Source organism: Micromonospora globbae, from assembly GCF_003610785.1.
Taxonomy (GTDB): Bacteria; Actinomycetota; Actinomycetes; order Mycobacteriales; family Micromonosporaceae; genus Micromonospora; species Micromonospora globbae.
In genome coordinates, this window is record NZ_RAQQ01000010.1 from 125,792 (window position 1) to 141,980 (window position 16,189).

The 16,189-nt window shown below is 74.6% G+C and carries 16 protein-coding genes; 9 read left to right on the forward strand and 7 right to left on the reverse strand.

What is annotated here, in order from left to right:
• The first annotated feature begins 159 nt into the window (after positions 1–159).
• From D7I43_RS33230 to D7I43_RS15650, 8 genes are read left to right on the forward strand one after another with little or no spacing between them, the layout of a single operon-like run.
• The gene (locus D7I43_RS33230) at positions 160–741 is read left to right on the forward strand and encodes a glucose-6-phosphate isomerase family protein (protein ID WP_204985198.1); all 582 of its coding nucleotides are present in this window, start codon (positions 160–162) and stop codon (positions 739–741) included.
• Complete coding sequence (gene deoC / locus D7I43_RS33235) at positions 728–1,414, forward strand: deoxyribose-phosphate aldolase (protein ID WP_204985199.1); 687 nt, start codon at positions 728–730, stop codon at positions 1,412–1,414. The genes D7I43_RS33230 and deoC overlap by 14 nt, the downstream gene beginning before the upstream one ends.
• Positions 1,411–2,349, forward strand: a complete 939-nt coding sequence (locus tag D7I43_RS15625) for a shikimate dehydrogenase family protein (protein ID WP_204985200.1) — start codon at positions 1,411–1,413, stop codon at positions 2,347–2,349. The genes deoC and D7I43_RS15625 overlap by 4 nt, the downstream gene beginning before the upstream one ends.
• The gene (locus D7I43_RS15630) at positions 2,346–3,152 is read left to right on the forward strand and encodes an MBL fold metallo-hydrolase (RefSeq protein ID WP_120329230.1); all 807 of its coding nucleotides are present in this window, start codon (positions 2,346–2,348) and stop codon (positions 3,150–3,152) included. The genes D7I43_RS15625 and D7I43_RS15630 overlap by 4 nt, the downstream gene beginning before the upstream one ends.
• Positions 3,149–4,042, forward strand: a complete 894-nt coding sequence (locus D7I43_RS15635) for an SIS domain-containing protein (RefSeq protein ID WP_120329231.1) — start codon at positions 3,149–3,151, stop codon at positions 4,040–4,042. Before D7I43_RS15630 ends, D7I43_RS15635 begins: the two co-directional genes overlap by 4 nt.
• The gene (locus D7I43_RS15640; protein WP_120329232.1) at positions 4,039–5,568 is read left to right on the forward strand and encodes a xylulokinase; all 1,530 of its coding nucleotides are present in this window, start codon (positions 4,039–4,041) and stop codon (positions 5,566–5,568) included. The genes D7I43_RS15635 and D7I43_RS15640 overlap by 4 nt, the downstream gene beginning before the upstream one ends.
• Before the next feature lie 9 nt (positions 5,569–5,577).
• Positions 5,578–6,432, forward strand: coding sequence for a class II fructose-bisphosphate aldolase (locus tag D7I43_RS15645; protein ID WP_120329233.1), 855 nt, complete (start codon positions 5,578–5,580; stop codon positions 6,430–6,432).
• Positions 6,429–7,385 carry an NAD(P)-dependent oxidoreductase gene (locus D7I43_RS15650; protein WP_120329234.1) on the forward strand — a complete coding sequence of 319 codons (957 nt, stop codon included), beginning with the start codon at positions 6,429–6,431 and terminating at the stop codon, positions 7,383–7,385. Before D7I43_RS15645 ends, D7I43_RS15650 begins: the two co-directional genes overlap by 4 nt.
• Positions 7,386–7,388: 3 nt before the next feature.
• Here D7I43_RS15650 and D7I43_RS15655 read toward each other — a convergent pair whose 3' ends face one another.
• Complete coding sequence (locus D7I43_RS15655) at positions 7,389–8,897, reverse strand: pyridoxal phosphate-dependent decarboxylase family protein (RefSeq protein WP_120329235.1); 1,509 nt, start codon at positions 8,895–8,897, stop codon at positions 7,389–7,391.
• A 119-nt stretch (positions 8,898–9,016) separates the two neighbouring features.
• Positions 9,017–9,733 (reverse strand): YoaK family protein, encoded by a 717-nt coding sequence (locus tag D7I43_RS15660; protein ID WP_158610105.1) that lies wholly within the window; start codon positions 9,731–9,733, stop codon positions 9,017–9,019.
• Between the two features lie 99 nt (positions 9,734–9,832).
• Between D7I43_RS15660 and D7I43_RS15665 the strand changes: the two genes are divergently transcribed.
• On the forward strand, positions 9,833–10,534 hold the full coding sequence (locus D7I43_RS15665; protein ID WP_158610106.1) for a GntR family transcriptional regulator: 702 nt from the start codon (positions 9,833–9,835) through the stop codon (positions 10,532–10,534).
• Here the strand turns inward: D7I43_RS15665 and D7I43_RS15670 are convergent.
• Genes D7I43_RS15670 through D7I43_RS15690 form a run of 5 tightly spaced genes read right to left on the reverse strand, consistent with a single transcriptional unit; the run spans position 10,516 to position 16,187 of the window.
• Positions 10,516–12,303 (reverse strand): gamma-glutamyltransferase family protein, encoded by a 1,788-nt coding sequence (locus D7I43_RS15670; RefSeq protein WP_120329237.1) that lies wholly within the window; start codon positions 12,301–12,303, stop codon positions 10,516–10,518. The genes D7I43_RS15665 and D7I43_RS15670 overlap by 19 nt on opposite strands.
• Complete coding sequence (locus D7I43_RS15675) at positions 12,300–13,301, reverse strand: ABC transporter ATP-binding protein (RefSeq protein ID WP_120329238.1); 1,002 nt, start codon at positions 13,299–13,301, stop codon at positions 12,300–12,302. The genes D7I43_RS15670 and D7I43_RS15675 overlap by 4 nt, the downstream gene beginning before the upstream one ends.
• Positions 13,298–14,350: an ABC transporter ATP-binding protein gene (locus D7I43_RS15680; RefSeq protein WP_120329239.1), complete on the reverse strand. Its 1,053-nt coding sequence runs from the start codon at positions 14,348–14,350 to the stop codon at positions 13,298–13,300. Before D7I43_RS15680 ends, D7I43_RS15675 begins: the two co-directional genes overlap by 4 nt.
• The gene (locus D7I43_RS15685; protein WP_120329240.1) at positions 14,350–15,234 is read right to left on the reverse strand and encodes an ABC transporter permease; all 885 of its coding nucleotides are present in this window, start codon (positions 15,232–15,234) and stop codon (positions 14,350–14,352) included. The genes D7I43_RS15680 and D7I43_RS15685 overlap by 1 nt, the downstream gene beginning before the upstream one ends.
• The gene (locus tag D7I43_RS15690) at positions 15,231–16,187 is read right to left on the reverse strand and encodes an ABC transporter permease (protein ID WP_120329241.1); all 957 of its coding nucleotides are present in this window, start codon (positions 16,185–16,187) and stop codon (positions 15,231–15,233) included. Before D7I43_RS15690 ends, D7I43_RS15685 begins: the two co-directional genes overlap by 4 nt.
• Positions 16,188–16,189: the final 2 nt, after the last annotated feature.

Below are 16,189 nucleotides of genomic sequence, written 5' to 3' on the forward strand. Positions count from 1 at the left end.
TATTGCCGCCCCAGCGGTCCGTCAGGGCAACAGTGACGGACCTTCGCTACACGACCGCCACACCAGGATTGCGGGGGTCGGACGGCGTCTTGTAAGTTTGCTACAGAATCACTGGGGCGTGCGGCTCTGCCCGCGTTCCCAGCCACCCAGGAGGAGCACGTGTCCGAACCGCTGCCAGGGCCGAGTCTGGTCATCACCCCGCAGGAGATGGCCGGCCGCACCGGTCGCTACGAGAAGAGGCTGTCCGATCTCGACGGACTGTTCGCCGACGAGGCCGCGTTCGCCGCGCGACTGGCGACCGAGGCCGACCGGGTCATCTACCACGTCGACGAGTTCCGTCCGTCGACCGCGACCGGCGACCTCATCACCGGCATCTCCACGCTGTCGCCGGGACGCGTCGGGCGCGAGTTCCACATGACCCGCGGGCACATCCACGCCCGGCACGACCGCACCGAGATCTACCACTGCCTGTCCGGGCACGGCCTCATGCTCATGGAGACCCTCGACGGCCAGACCGTGGTGACCGAGCTGCGGCCCGGCGTCGTGGCCTACGTCCCGCCGGTGCACATCCACCGCAGCGTCAACCTCGGTGACACCGACCTCGTCACGCTCTTCTGCTACCCCGCCGACGCCGGCCAGGACTACGACATCATCGCCCGCTCCGGCGGCATGCGGCACCGCGCCGTCGCCGACGGGGACGGATGGCGTCTGGAGGAGAACCGTGGCTATGTCCCCCGTTGACCTCACGTCGCTGGCCCGCATGGTGGACATCAGCGCCGTCCAGGCCCAGCACGGACGCGCCGACGTCGAGGAACTCGCACGCCACGCCCTCGCCGGCGACTTCGTCGCCGCGCACGTGCTGCCGTCGTGGGTCCCGGTCCTGCGTCCCCTGCTCGCCGGCTCGCGCACGAACACCGGATCACCGGTCGGCTTCCCGTCCGGCGGCACGGCCACCGAGGTCAAGACGACCGAGGCGCGCTGGCTGCTCGACGCCGGGGTGCAGGAGATGGACGTCGTGATGAACGTCGGCCTGGTCCGCTCCGGTGAGCTGGCCGCCGCCACCCGCGACGTCGCCGCGGTGCTCGAGGCGGTCGGCGGACGCGTACCGGTCAAGGTCATCCTCGAGGTCGGCCTGCTCGACGAGCGGCAACTGCGCGACGCGGCCCGGGCGGCGGTGGACGCCGGCGCGGAGTCGCTCAAGACCGGCACCGGCTGGCAGGGCGTCGCGACCACGCCGGCGCACGTGCGGATCATCCGCGAGGTGGCCGGCCCGGACCGCGAGATCAAGGCCTCCGGCGGGATCCGGTCGCTGGAGCAGGTGCGCGCCCTGCTCGCCAGTGGCGCCACACGGTTCGGCATCAACACCGCCCACGCCGTCCGGCTGGTGTCCGAGGCGCGGGAGGCGAGCCGGTGACGCCCGACGACCTGCGGCCCGCGAAGCGGCCCACCATGTACTTCATCGGTGTCACCACCGGCTCCTCGGCCATCCACCGGGTGTTCGCCGCATGGCGGCCCGTCCTCGGCCTGCACGACGTCGACCTGGTCGGCATCGACGTGCCGGTCGGCGCGCCGCCGGCCGTCTACCGGCGGGTGGTGGAGCACCTGCGCGACGACGAGCACTCCCGCGGCGCGCTCGTCACCACCCACAAGCTCGACCTGTACGCGGCGTGCCACGACCTGTTCGGCACGGTCAACGAGGACGCCGCGCGGCTCCGCGAGGTCAGCGCCCTCGTCGCCCGCGACGGGAACGTGGACGGGCTCGCCCTCGACCCGATCACCAGCCAGCTGGCCCTGCACGCCCTCGTCCCACGGCTGGCCGGCCGCGACGTGCTCGTCATGGGCGCCGGCGGCGCCGCCCTGGCCCTGTGCGACTCCCTCGCCTACCGGGCGGGCGGCGAGTCGCCGGAGCGCGTCGTCATCACGGACATCTCCGCCGACCGGCTCGCCGCCATCACCGAGGACGTCGCGGGCGGCGACGCCTCCATCACGTGGCAGAGCCACCTGCTCGCGCCCACGGCGACCCACGACGACCTGCTCGCCGACCTCGCCCCGGGCGCCCTGGTCGTCAACGCGACCGGCATGGGCAAGGACCGACCCGGCTCGCCGCTGACCGACGCCGCGGTCTTCCCGCGGGGTGGATACGCCTGGGACTTCAACTACCGGGGCGAACTCACGTTCCTGCGCCAGGCCCGGGTCCGGGCCGCCGAGGACCAGCTCACCGTCGAGGACGGCTGGCGGTACTTCGTCCACGGCTGGACCCGGGCCATCGACGCCGTGTTCGACCTCGGCATCCCCACCTCCGGGCCGGGCTTCGCGCGCCTCTACGACGCCGCGCAGGAGGTGCGATGACGGTACGCGCACGCTGGCTCGGGCAGGCCGGCTTCTGGCTCACCGCGGCGACCGGCGACGGGGACGCCCACCTGCTCGTCGACCCGTACCTGTCCGACTCACTGGCCGACAAGTACGCCGGAACCCTCTTCCCGCACGTCCGGATGCGACCGGCGCCGGTGGCCGTCGCGGACCTTCCGGCCCTGCGCGCCGTGCTGTGCTCGCACGCGCACACCGACCACATGGACCCCGGCACCCTGACCCCGCTCATGGCGGCCCAACCGGACCTCCGCCTCGCCTGCCCCCGGGCGGTCCTGTCCGAGGCGCTGGCCCGGTCCGGCGCCGCGGCGTCCCGCGTGGACGGGCTCGCCGACCGCGACCGGGTCGAGTACGGGCCCTTCGCGGTCACGGCGGTGCCGGCGGCGCACGAGGAACGCTGGCGGGACGCCCACGGCGACGACCACTTCCTCGGCTACGTCGTCGAGGTCGGTGGCACGCGCGTCTACCACTCCGGCGACTGCACCCCCTGGGCCGGGCAGGTCGAACGGCTGCGGGACCTCGCCGTCGACGTGGCACTGCTGCCGGTCAACGGGCGCGACGCCCACCGCCTCGCCCACGGGGTGCCCGGCAACTTCACCTTCGCCGAGGCGGTCGCGCTGTGTGCGGGGGCCGGGATCCGCACCCTCGTGCCACATCATTGGGGCATGTTCGACTTCAACACGGTCGACCCCGCGGGGTTCGACTTCGCCCTCGCCGCCCGCCGCGGCGTCACCGTCCGGGTGCCGGAACACGGCGGCGTTCTCGACCTGGCGGTGCCGCGATGAGCGACGGACCGGTGCTGGAACGCATCAACCGGGGGCTGCCGACGCTGCGCCGCTCCGAGCGCAAGGTCGCCGACGTCGTCCTGGCCGACCCGCACAAGGTCGTGCCGATGACGCTCGCCGAACTCGCCGAGGCCGCCGGGGTCAGCCAGCCGACCATCGTCCGGTTCGCCAACGCCATCGGCTGCGACGGGTTCCACGACTTCCGGATCCAGCTGGCGCAGAGCGTGGCGCTGGGCATCCCCGCCACCCAGTCGGTCATCCAGGCGCAGGACGACACCGGCACCACGGTCAGCAAGATATTCGACTTCTCCATCACGTCGCTGGACCACGTACGCCGCCACCTCGACCTCGCGGCGATCGACGCGGCGGTGGCAGCCCTCGCGGCGTCGACACACATCGTCTTCGTGGGCCTGGGCGCCTCCGGCATCGTGGCGATGGACGCCGAGCAGAAGTTCCCCCTCTTCGGTGTGCCGTGCTCGGCCCCGGTCGACGCCCACCAGCAGTTCCTGGCCGCGTCCACGAGCGGACCGTCCACGGCGTTCGTGGCGATCTCGAACACCGGCCGGACGGTGTCCATCCTGGACACCGTCCGGGTGGCCCGCGAGCGCGGTGCGGTGGTCATCGGCATCACCGGCGACCGGTCACCGCTGGCCGAGCTGAGCACCATCCCCCTGGTCGTGGAATCGCTGGACAACACGGACGTCTACACCCCGACGATCTCCCGGCTGGCCCAGCTCGTGGTCATCGACGTCCTCGCCACGATGGTGCTGCTGCGCCGCGACGCCTCCGCGCTGGAGGACATCCGGACGATGAAGACACGGTTGGCGACGATGCGGTCCGGGCTGCACCACGAGGCCGTACGCGACCCGAACCGGCCGGGGCGGCCATGACCGACGTCGTCCTCGCCCTCGACCTCGGCACCGGCGGCGGCAAGGCCGCGCTCGTCGACGCCGACGCCCGGGTCGTCCGCAGCACCTTCGTCCCCTACCCCACCAGCTATCCGGCCCCGGGCCGGCACGAGCAGCGCCCCGAGGACTGGTGGGCCGCCGTGGTCCGCTCCTGCCGTGACCTGCTCGACGCCGACGCCGGCCGGCACCGGGTGACCGCCGTCGGGCTGTCCGGCCACAGCCTCGCCATGGTGCCGGTCGGCGCCGACGGCTCGGCGCTGCTGGACTCGGTGCCGATCTGGTCGGACACGCGGGGCGAGGCGGCCGCGGCCGCCCACTTCGCCGCCGGTGGTGAGGACGAGTGGTACACGACGACCGGCAACGGGTTCCCGCGCGGCATGTACACGGTGTTCAAGGCCGGCTGGCTGCGCGCCGAGCACCCGGACCTCGCCGCGCGCACCACCCGGCTGCTGGGCAGCAAGGACTGGGTGAACGCACGGCTCACCGGTGTCGAGTGCACCGACCCGAGCTACGCCTCGGGCAGCGGCGCGTACGACCTTCGGGCCCGGACGATGTCGGCGGACCTGCTGGCCAGGTTCGACGTGCCGGCCCGTTGGTGGCCGGAGGTCGTCGCGTCGACCACGGTGATCGGGACGGTCACCGCCGAGGCCGCCGCCGCCACGGGGCTGCCCGCGGGGGTGCCGGTCGTCGCCGGCGGCGTCGACAACTCGTGCATGGCGCTCGGCGCGGGACTCGACCGGGCCGGGGCGGCCTACCTGTCCCTCGGGTCGTCCAACTGGGTCACCGTGGCCGGGCCGGACCCGGTCCTCGATCCGGTCACCCGGCCGTTCGTCTTCGACCACGTCCTGCCCGGCCTGTACATCTCCGCGCTGTCGACCTTCGGGGGCGGCAGCAGCCTCCAGTGGCTCGCGACCCTCCTCGGCCGTGGCGACGACATCGACGCCCTGCTCGACGAGGCGGCCGCCGCGCCGGTCGGCGCGAACGGCCTCACCTGCGTGCCCACCCTGGCCGGCGGGACGGTCGCCGAGGGCGGGCCCGCCGTCCGCGGCGCCTTCCTCGGGCTGGACCTCGGGCACTCGCACGGCGACCTGGCGCGGGCCCTCATCGAGGGCATCGGGTTCAGCCTCGCCGACGCCGCCGCGACCATGCTCGCCGCCGTGCCCGCGTACCCGGCCGGTGAACGGCCCGCCGTCACCGCCACCGGCGGCGGCGCCCGCGGGAGGCTCATGTTGCAGGTCCTCGCGGACCTCCTCGACCGTCCACTGGCGCGCCCCGACGCCGCCCAGCACGCGGCCGCGCTCGGCGCCGGGGCCCTCGCCCTGCTCGGGATCGGCGCGTGGTCGGACACCGCGCCGCTCCGCGAGGCCCGGCGGGAGGCCCTGCGGGTCGACCCGCGACCGGACCTCGCCGACGCCTACGCGCTGCCCCGCCTCCGCTTCGACGCCGCGCGGGACGCCACCCGCCGCCACGCCGCCGCGACCTCCACCCCCGACGACCACCGTATCTAGGAGCTGTCCATGCCCCTCGCCGATCCCCGACCCATCCTCGCCGCCGCCCGCGCCGCCGGGCACGGCGTCGGCGCCTTCAACACGACCCTGCTGGAGCACGCCGAGGCCATCGTCGCCGGCGCCGAGGCCGCCCGCTCCCCCGTCGTGGTGCAGGTCAGCGAGAACGCCGTCCGCTACCACGGCGGGCTCCGGCCGATCGCCCTCGCCACCCTCGCGCTCGCCGAGTCGGCGACCGTTCCCGTGGTGGTCCACCTCGACCACGCCGAGGACGTGGACCTGGTCCACCAGGCGGTCGACCTCGGGTTCACGTCCGTGATGTTCGACGGTTCCCGGCTGCCCGACGACAAGAACCGGGCCACCACCCGCGACGTCGTCGCGCACTGCCACGCCCACGGGGTCGCGGTCGAGGCGGAACTCGGCGAGATCGGCGGGAAGGACGGTGTGCACGCGCCGGGCGTACGGACCGACCCGGAGGAGGCCCGCCGGTTCTGGACGGACACCGGCGTCGACGCGCTCGCCGTGGCAGTCGGCACCTCCCACGCGATGGCCGACCGGACGGCGGTGGTCGACCTGGACCTGGTGTCGGCGATCGCCGCGCGGCTGCCCGCTCCCCTGGTGCTGCACGGGTCGTCCGGCGTCGACGACGCCACCCTGCGGAAGGTGGTGGGGCGCGGCATGACGAAGATCAACATTGCGACGCACCTCAACAAGGTGTTCACCCGCGAGGTGCGTGCCCGGTTGGAGGCCGACCCGGCGCTGCTGGACGCCCGCCGGTACGTCGCGCCGGCGCGCGAGGCGATGGCGGCCGAGGTCGAGCGACTCATCCGGCTGCTCGGCCCGGAACCGGCGGCGGTCGCGCCGTGACCGGCCCCCGCGTCCTGGTGACCCCGCGGTCGATGTCGGCGGGCCGCTCACCCGCCGTCGACCGGCTGAAGGCCGCCGGCTACACCGTCGTCACCCCCGCACCGGGCCGGCAGCCGACCCGGGAGGACCTGCTCGCCGCCGTGCCCGGCGTCGTCGGCTGGGTCGCCGGAGTGGAGCCCATCGACGCGCAGGTGCTGGCACGCGCCGACACGCTGCGGGTCATCAGCCGCAACGGTGCGGGCTGCGACGCCATCGACATGGCGGCGGCCGCCGCCTCCGGGGTGCGGGTGCTGACCGCCCGGGGTGCGAACGCCCAGGGGGTCGCCGAACTCGCCCTCGCCCTCACCCTGGCCGGCCTGCGCGGGCTGCCCGAGGCCGCGGCGGCGCTGCGCGCCGGGCAGTGGCGGCGCACCACCGGACGCGAGGCCGCCGGCCGCACGCTCGGCGTGGTCGGCTTCGGCGCGATCGGGCGTCGGCTCGCCCACCTGGCGGCCGGGCTCGGGATGCGGGTGGTCGCGCACGACCCGTTCGTGCGCGACGCCGGGGACGTGCCGCTGCTACCGCTGCACGACCTGCTGCGGACCAGCGAGGTCGTGTCGCTGCACGTCCCGCCGTCGCCCGACGGTCCGCTGCTCGGCGCGCCCGAACTCGCCCTGCTCCGCGACGACGCCGTCCTGCTGAACACCGCACGGTCCACCCTGGTCGACGAGGACGCCCTGCTGGCCGAGCTGGACTCCGGCCGCATCGCCCTCTACACCGTCGACGCCTTCGACCGGGAGCCGCCCGCGCCGTCGGCCCTGCTCGCCCACCCGCGGGTGCTGCCCACCCCGCACCTGGGCGCCGCGACGGCCGAGAGCGTACGGCGGGCCTCCGACGCCGCCGTGGACAACCTGCTGGCCGCCCTCGCGGACGAGCGCGGCCAGCAGGGGACGGAGGCGTCCGGCGGGTCGTGACCGTCAGGGCGCCTCGGCCGTCACCTCGTCGGCGGCGCGGCGCACGTCGTCGAGCAGGATCTCCATGTCCCGGCGGGTCGTGCGGTAGTTGAGCACACAGCCGCGCAGGGCGAACCGGCCGTTGACGCTCGCGTTGGACAGGTAGGAGCTGCCGGCCCGCTGCAGCGCGACCATGATGCGCTCGTTGAGGCGGTCGATCGCCTCCTCGTCGGCGGCCGACCGCGAGCCCGTGCGGGCGGACGGTGGCAGGTAGCGGAAGCAGAAGATGGACAGTCCCGGCGGGGCGAGCATCTCGAAGTCGGCGCTGGCGTCGACGAGCCCGGCGAGGTGCCGGGCGCAGTCGAGGTTGCCCTCGATCGCGTCCCCGACCGCCCGCGACCCGGCGTGGGCCAGGGTCATCCAGACCTTGAGCGCGCGGAAGCGCCGGGACAGGTCCGGGCCGTAGTCCCAGAAGGCGAAGGCCTCGGCGGGGTCGGTCTGCGTCACCCGGGTGTAGTCGGCGTCCAGGGTGAAGGCGGCCCGGGCCGCCTCGGGGTCGCGGTAGATGAGGCAGCCGCAGTCGGCGGGCAGGTACAGCCACTTGTGCGGGTCGAGGGAGATCGAGTCGGCCTCGGCCAGGCCGTCGAAGAGCGGGCGCGCCGAGGGCGCCAGCCGGGCGAAGCCCCCGTAGCAGGCGTCGACGTGCATCCACAGCCCGTACCGCCGGGCGACCGCCGCGATGTCGGCAAGCGGGTCGACGGCGCCGGTGACCACGGTGCCGGCGTTCGCCACGACGCAGAACGGCTCCGCCCCGGCGGCGCGGTCCTCCTCGATGGCTCGGACGAGGGCGTCGACGTCCATCCGGAAGCCGGCGTCCACCGGGATCTCCCGGACGTTGGCGCGCCCGATGCCGAGCAGGGCGGCGGCCTTGTGGATGGAGTGGTGGGTCTCGGTTGAGGTGTAGACCCGCAGCGGCGCGGGATGGGCGGCCGCGCCGTGGGCGGCGACCTCCGCGCCGCAGTGGCGGTGCCGGGCCGCCGCGAGGGCGGTGAAGTTGGCCATCGACCCACCACTGGTGAACAGGCCGCCGGCGCCGGGGTCGCAGCCCAGCGCCTCCTTGATCCAGTCGATGGCGACGTGCTCCAGCTCGACCGGGGCGGGCGCGGACCGCCACGCGGGCAGGTTCGCGTTCAGCGCCGAGGCGAGGAGGTCGGCCACGGCCGCGACCGCCGTGCCGGGCGCGGAGACGTAGCCGAAGAAGCGCGGATGCCCGTTGTGCCGGCTGCCGGGCACGACCACGTCCCGGAACACCGCCAGCAGCTCGGTGAAGTCGCGACCCTCGGCGGGCAGCGGCTCGGCGAGCACCTCCCGCAGGGCGGCGGCGGACGCCTGGGGCGCGATCGGCAGGTCGCGGACCGCCTCGTGGTAGGCGGCCATCCAGTCGACCGCCTGGGCGCCCATCTCGCGGATCCGCTCCGGGGAGGGGTCCAGGGCGGAGTCGGCACCCCGCGCCACGGGTGAGATCGATGTCATGGCCGGAGGATAGTGCGATCACGGTTCCGGCGGTGCCCCGCCGGCCGCCGGCCGGCGGCCGGGGCGCGCGGCCCGGCCGCCGGGTCTCGGCGCGGCCGCCACGTCGGTGCCCGGGCGGCCTACACCGAGGCCGGGGACTCGACGGCCGGCTCCTGCGGCATGCGCGCGGCGACCGCGATGACGGTCACCAGCGGCACGAGCAGCAGCGCCGGCGCCCACGCGGGCTGGTGCAGCGCCACGAGCGCGCCCACGGCGGCGCCGCACATGAGGGCCAGCAGGATCTCGGCCTTGGGGCGCAGGCGATGCCACGGGCTCCGCGCGGCGACGCCGCCGATGAGGCTCGTGAGGGTGCCGGTGAGGTAGGTCGACGACAGGCCGGGCACACCGAACCGCTGGATGGCGCTGCTCTGCACGCCGAGCGCCGCCGCCGACAGCATCAGGAGCGTGAGGTCGACGCGTTCGGAGTGGTCGGGCAGGTTGACCTCCCAGACGACGAGGAACGCCAGGAACACCAGGAGTTCCAGGCCGAGCGCCGTGGTGACGCGGCGGGGCCACACCGGGTCGTCGGGGCGGGCCGCGCCGGCGACGCGGGCGCCCGCGAGCACGCCCGCGATGAAGCTGACGATGGCGCTCCCGGCGGTCACCGCGAGTTCGGCGTTCCCCCGGCCCGCCGAGAGGCCCAGCAGGACCATGTTGCCCGTCATGACGCTGGAGAAGGCGCCACCGAGGGCGAGGAAACCGACCGCGTCGGCGGCGCCGGTCAGGAACGTGAGCACGACGACGAGGGCGTGCCGGCGCCGCAGGAGGCGGGCGTCCCGCGCCGTCGCGCCCCCCACGGGTACGACGGATGGCTCTGATCTCGGCACTGTCGGCCATCCCTTCACAAATTGTTCTTCGTATACACTTTGCCCGGAACTTCGGGAGAGGCGGTCAGGTTGGCGGAAGACCTGCGGGACAAGCTCGGCGCACGACACCTGCCGCTACGCGATCAGGTCCTCACGGCGCTACGGGCCGCCATCATCGACGGCGACTACCTTCCCGGTGAGCGGTTGACCGAGGACCGGCTCGCCGAGGACTTCGGCGTGTCCCGCAACCCCGTCCGGGAGGCGTTGCGCGTCGCCGAGGCGGAGGGGTTCGTGGTGATCCTGCCGCGGCGCGGCGCGGTGGTCGCCTCGCCGAGCAGCGGGACCATCGCGGACATGTTCGCCGTCCGCGAGCGGCTGGAGTCGCTGGCCGCCCGGCTGGCGGCGGAGCGGGCCACGGCCGCCGACGTGGCCGCCCTGCGGGCCCTGCTGGAGCAGGGCCGCGAGGCGACGGAGAAGCAGGACCTGCGCCGGGTCGCCGAACTGAACAGCGCCCTGCACCTGCGGATCCTCCAGATCAGCGGAAACCCGTGGCTGTCGTCGATCGCCAAGGCGCTGTACCTCCACGTGCAGTGGGTCTTCCGGCTGGGCGCCGCCGAACGGGCGCCGCACTCGTGGGCCGAGCACATCCAGTTGGTCGACGCCATCGAGTCCGGCGACGGCGACCGCGCCGAGCGGGCGGCCCTCGCCCACCTCGACGCGGCGTCCGCGGCGGCCTTCGAGAACGCCGAGGGCGGCTACGGCACCGTGGACGGTCACCGGCCGCAGGCGTAGCCCTGCATGCCCCGCGGGTTGGCCCCGGCGGCGAGCACGCCGGTGGCCGGGTCGCGGGTCACCGCGCAGAGCCGGCCGAGACTCCACGGGTCCGCGAGCCGCACCTCGTGCCCGTACGACCGCAGCGCCGCCCGCACGTCCTCGCCCACGCGGTCCTCGACGACGAGGACGCCGGGCTCGAACCCGCGCGGGTAGAACGAGGCCGGCAGGCTCGCCGTGTGCCACATGGGGGCGTCGATGGCCTCCTGCAACGACTGGCCGCCCGCGAGGTGGCGCAGGAGGAACACCAGCTGCCACTGGTCCTGCTGGTCACCGCCGGGCGTGCCGCACGCCATGACCGGCTCGCCGTCGCGGTGCACCATCGTGGGGCTCAGCGTGGTGCGCGGGCGGCGGCCGGGCGCGAGCGACGAGGCGAGCCCCTCCTCCAGCCAGAACATCTGCAACCGGCTGCCGAGCGGGAAGCCGAGGTCCGGGATCGTGGGGGAACTCTGCAGCCAGCCGCCGCTCGGCGTCGCGGAGATCATGTTTCCCCAGCGGTCGACCACGTCGACGTGGCAGGTGTCGCCGCGGGTCACGCCGTCCGCGCGTACGGTGGGCTCCCCCGTCGTCGGGTCGGTCGACCCGGCCCGCTCCTCGGCGCCGTGCCGGACGTGGGCCGGCAGGCGGGGGTCGGCCCCCTCGGGGCGCCCCGGCCGCAGCCGCGTCGAGGCCCGGTCGCCGATGAGCGCCGCCCGCTCCCGCGCGTACTCCGGGGAGAGCAGCGCCTTGGCGGGCACGGGGACGTCGCCGTACCAGGCCTCACGGTCGGCGAAGGCGAGCTTGAGCGCCTCGGCCTGGGCGTGGATGCCGGCCGCCGTCCCCGGGTCGTACGCTGCCGGGTCGCCCAGCGCGTCGAGGACGGCGAGCGTCTCCAGCAGCACCGGCCCCTGCCCCCAGAACCCGGTCTTCGCCACCGTCCAGCCGTTCCAGTCGAGCGTGACCGGCTCCTCCCAGGTGGCCGAGTAGGCGGCCATGTCGGCGCCGGTCACGAGGCCCGCGTGCGGGGTGCCACTGGAGTCCTGGAACGGCTGCCGGCTGAACCGGTCGACCGCCTCGGCCACGAATCCCTCCCGCCAGGCGCGGCGGGCCGCCTCGATCTGCGCCTCCCGGTCGCCGCCGGCGGCCCGCCCGGCGTCGACCAGTCCCCGCAGGGTCCGCGCGTACGCCGGGTTGGTGAACAGCTCGCCCGCGGCGGGGGGCCGCCCGCCGCGCAGCCAGAGCTGCGCGGAGGTGGGCCAGTGTTCCTCGAACAGGTCCTGCACCGACGCGACGGTCGCGCCGACCCGGCCGACCAGCGGGTGGCCGGCGCCGGCGTAGCCGATCGCCGGTTCCAGCACCTCGGCCAGCGGGAACGTGCCGTGGTCGCGCAGCAGCAGGAGCCAGGCGTCGACGGCGCCGGGCACGGCCGCCGCGAGGGGGCCGGCGCCGGGGATGAGGTCCATGCCGAGGGACCGGAAGTGCGCGATGGTCGCGCCGGCCGGTGCCGGTCCCTGCCCGCAGAGCACCTTCGGCGCCGGGTCGGCGGCGGTCGCCACGATGGCGGGCACCTCCCCGGCCGGCCCGTTGAGGTGCGGTTCGACGACGTGCAGGACGAACCCGGCGGTGACCGCGGCGTCGAAGGCGTTGCCGCCACGTTCGAGGATGCCCATGGCCGCCTGGCTGGCGAGCCAGTGGGTCGAGGACACCATCCCGAACGTGCCCTGCAGGGTCGGCCTCGTGGTGAACGTCATGACAGCACCTCACTCGTGTCGGCGGCCCGGACGTCGGGTCGCGTGCCGTCCGGCCGGACCAGGTGGCAGGCGGCCATGCCGTCGCCGTACCCGATCTGCGCCGGCACCTCGGTCGCGCACCGGTCGAACGCGAGCGGGCACCGGGTGCGGAAGCGGCAGCCGGACGGCGGGTCCAGTGCCGAGGGCAGGTCGTCGCCGAGCAGCACCTGCTGGCGTTCCCGCTGGCGGACCGGGTCGGCCACCGGCGCCGCCGACAGCAGCGCCTGCGTGTAGGGGTGGGCCGGACGCGTGAAGATCTGCTCGCGGGAGCCCGTCTCGACGAGCTGGCCGAGGTACATGACGGCGATGTCGTCGGCCAGGTACTCCACGGCGGACAGGTCGTGGGTGATGAACAGGCAGGCGAACCCGATGTCCCGCTGCAGGTCGGCGAGGAGGTTGAGCACGGACGCCTGGACGGACACGTCGAGCGCGCTCGTGGGTTCGTCCGCGATGAGCAGCATGGGCTCGGAGATCAGGGCGCGGGCGATGCTGACCCGCTGGCGCTGGCCGCCGGAGAGCTCGTGGGGGTAGCGGCGGGCCACCTCGGCCCGCAGGCCCACCCGGCCGAGTTCCGCAGCGACGCGGGCGTCCCGGTCGCGCCGCGACATCCGGGTGCGGGACAGCCGCAACGGCTCGGCCACGATGTCGCCGACGAGCATGCGCGGGTCCAGCGAGCCGGCGGGGTCCTGGAAGACGATCGAGACGCGGCTGCGGTGCCGGCGCAGCTGCCGCCGGGGCAGGTGGGTGACGTCCGTCCCGGCGATGCGGACCACGCCCGCGGTGGGCTCCACGAGCCGGACGACGCACCGGCCCACGGTGGACTTCCCAGAGCCGCTCTCCCCCACCAGCGCCGTGACCCGGCCCCGGGGGATGGTGAGGGAGACGCCGTCCACGGCACGGACCGGCCCGAAGTGCATCACGAGGTCCTCGAGTTCGAGGGCGTGTGGTTCCGCCGTCATGGGGTCGTCTCCTCCGGCTGCGTCCGGGGCGTCGGGCAGGGGTGCCAGCAGGCGGCGAGGTGGTCGGCCGCCGTGGACCCGACGGGTTCCAGGGGCGGCGCGGCCGACCGGCACCGCGCGTCGGCGGCCGGGCAGCGGTCGGCGAACGTGCACGCGTCGGGCTGGCTGGACAGCACGGGCACGAGACCGGGGATCTCCTGCAACCGCTGGCTGCCGGCGTGCACGCCGGGCGTCGGCGACGCCGACAGGAGCCCGGCCGTGTACCGGTGGCGGGGGTGCGCGAACAGGTCGGTGACCGGCGCCCGTTCCACGATCCGCCCGGCGTACATGACCACGACCCGGTCGGCCACGTCGGCGATGACACCGAGGTCGTGCGTGATGATCAGGATCGTGGTGCCGAGCCGGTCGCGCAGGTCGCGCAGCACCTTCAGGATCCCCGCCTGGACTGTGACGTCCAGGGCCGTGGTGGGCTCGTCGGCCACCAGCACCTTGGGGCCGCACGCCACCGCCATCGCGATCATCACGCGCTGGCGCATGCCGCCGGAGAGCTGGTGGGGATAGTTGTCGACCCGGGTCGCGGGCGACGGGATGCCGACGAGGGAGAGCAGTTCGACGGCGCGGGCCCGCGCCGCCCGCCGGGACATCCGCTCGTGGACCTGCAACGCCTCGCCGATCTGCCGGCCCACCGTGAGCACCGGGTTCAGGGAGGTCATCGGCTCCTGGAAGATGTACGCGATCTCCTTGCCGCGGACGCGGCGCAGCACCGACTCCCGCGTACCGACCAGTTCGGTGCCCTCCAGGCGCACGGAGCCGGAGACCCGGGCGCTGTCGGGGAGCAGCCCGGCGAGGCTCATGGCCGTGACGCTCTTCCCGCAGCCGGACTCGCCGACGAGGCCGACGATCTCGCCGGGGGCGAGGTCGAGGGTCACCCGGTCGACGGCCGAGACGGAGCCGCCCTCCGTGCGGAACGACACGCAGAGGTCGCGTACCTCCAGCACGGGCGCGCCGGTGGTCGCGGCCGCCGCGCCGGCGGCCTGCACGACGGTCATCACCGGTCTCCCTTCGGGTCGAGGGCGTCCCGGAGCGCGTCGCCGAAGACGTTGAACGCGAGCGCCAGCCCCATGATCACCACGCCGGGCAGGACGGCGGCCCACGGGGCCCGGGCGGCGAACTGCTGGGCGGTGGCCAGCATGGTGCCGAGGCTGGGCGCCGGAGGCTGGATGCCCAGCCCCAGGAACGACAGCACCGCCTCGCCGAGGATCGCGGCCGGGACCGCGACCGTGGCCTGCACGAGGATCACCGACGTGGCGTTGGGCAGGACGTGCCGGGCGAGGACCCACAGGTCGCTGGCGCCGTCCACGACGGCGGCGGCCACGAAGTCCAGCGACTTGAGCCGCAGGGTGTCCGAGCGCACCACGCGGATGACCCCGGGGATCTGCGCGATCCCGATGGCCACGGCCGCGTTGGTCAGGCTGGCGCCCCGGATGGCCGCCAGGCCCACCGCCATGATCAGGAACGGGAACGCGAGCAGCAGGTCGGTCAGGCGGGAGATCACGGCGTCCCAGGCCCGGAAGTAGCCCGCGGCGAGGCCGAGCGGCACGCCGACGACCAGGGACGTGGCGACCGCCAGCAGCGCCACCTGGAGGGACGCCCGGGCGCCGAGCATGATCCGGGAGAGCACGTCGCGGCCCAGGTCGTCGGTCCCCAGCACGTGGCCCGGGGTGCCCGGCGGGGCGAACGTGTGGGCGAAGTCGGTCTGCTCGACCGCGTAGGGCGCGATCCACGGCGACAGCACGGCGACGACCGCCACGAGCGCCAGCACGACGAAGCTCACGACGGCGAGCGGGTTGCGTCGCAGCCGCCGCAGGACGCGGGCCCGGCGGGTGGTGCCGGCCGGCGTGGCCTCCGCCATGGGTACGGTGAGGACGGTCATGCGGCACCACCCGCCACCCGGATGCGCGGGTCGATGACCGAGTAGAGCAGGTCGACCAGGAAGTTGATGACGATGTACGCGGTCGCCGTGAGCAGGACGACCGCCTGGATCACCGGGTAGTCCCGCTGGAACACGGCGTCGATGGTCATCTTGCCGAAGCCGGGCAGCCCGAAGATCTGCTCGGTGACGACGGCCCCCGAGATCAGGCCCCCGAGCTGGAGACCCACGATCGTCACCACCACGATGAGGCTGTTGCGCAGGGCGTGCCGGCTGATGACGGCACGCGGCCGCAGCCCCTTCGCCTTCGCGGTGCGCACGTAGTCGGAGGAGAGCGAGTCGAGCATGGCCGACCGGGTCTGCCGCATGATGATGGCGGCGAGTCCGGTGCCGAGGATGACGGCGGGGAGCACGAGGTGGTGCAGGTTGCCCACCGGATCGTCCCCCAGCGGCACGAACCCGGAGGCCGGGAAGAGGCCGGTGGCCACGGAGAGGTAGAGGATCGCGAGCAGCCCGAGCCAGAAGTGCGGCACGGACAGGCCGACCAGCGCCAGCCCGTTGGCCAGCCACTCGGCGGGGCGCCCGCGGCGGACGGCCGCGAGCACCCCGGCGCCGACGCCGAGCGCCGTGGCGATGAGGATCGCCAGGACGGACAGCTCGACCGTCACGGGCAGGGCGGTGGTGAGCATCGACGACACCGGCACGCCGGTGCGGATCGACTCCCCGAAGTCGCCCTGCGCCACGCGTCCGAGGTAGCGGGCGAACTGCAGGGGCAGCGGCTGGTCGAGCCCGTAGTGGTGGCGGATGGCCGCCAGCGCCTCCGGCGACCGGTCCTCCCCCGCCAGGGCGAGGGCCGGGTCCCCGGGGAGCGCCCGCACCCCGAGGAACACGACGACCGTCGACAGCAGCAGGGTCAGCGCCGACTGCCAGGCGCGGGTGATCAGATACCGGGACATCG

Bases quoted from the DNA above. Each gene is read 5' to 3' on its own strand.
- D7I43_RS15685 (WP_120329240.1), bottom strand. From the start codon at position 15,234: ATGACCGTCCTCACCGTACCCATGGCGGAGGCCACGCCGGCCGGCACC.
- D7I43_RS15630 (WP_120329230.1), top strand. From the start codon at position 2,346: ATGACGGTACGCGCACGCTGGCTCGGGCAGGCCGGCTTCTGGCTCACC.
- D7I43_RS15640 (WP_120329232.1), top strand. From the start codon at position 4,039: ATGACCGACGTCGTCCTCGCCCTCGACCTCGGCACCGGCGGCGGCAAG.
- D7I43_RS15655 (WP_120329235.1), bottom strand. From the start codon at position 8,897: ATGACATCGATCTCACCCGTGGCGCGGGGTGCCGACTCCGCCCTGGAC.
- D7I43_RS15690 (WP_120329241.1), bottom strand. From the start codon at position 16,187: ATGTCCCGGTATCTGATCACCCGCGCCTGGCAGTCGGCGCTGACCCTG.
- D7I43_RS15635 (WP_120329231.1), top strand. From the start codon at position 3,149: ATGAGCGACGGACCGGTGCTGGAACGCATCAACCGGGGGCTGCCGACG.
- D7I43_RS15680 (WP_120329239.1), bottom strand. From the start codon at position 14,350: ATGACCGTCGTGCAGGCCGCCGGCGCGGCGGCCGCGACCACCGGCGCG.
- D7I43_RS15675 (WP_120329238.1), bottom strand. From the start codon at position 13,301: ATGACGGCGGAACCACACGCCCTCGAACTCGAGGACCTCGTGATGCAC.
- D7I43_RS15670 (WP_120329237.1), bottom strand. From the start codon at position 12,303: ATGACGTTCACCACGAGGCCGACCCTGCAGGGCACGTTCGGGATGGTG.
- deoC (WP_204985199.1), top strand. From the start codon at position 728: ATGTCCCCCGTTGACCTCACGTCGCTGGCCCGCATGGTGGACATCAGC.
- D7I43_RS15645 (WP_120329233.1), top strand. From the start codon at position 5,578: ATGCCCCTCGCCGATCCCCGACCCATCCTCGCCGCCGCCCGCGCCGCC.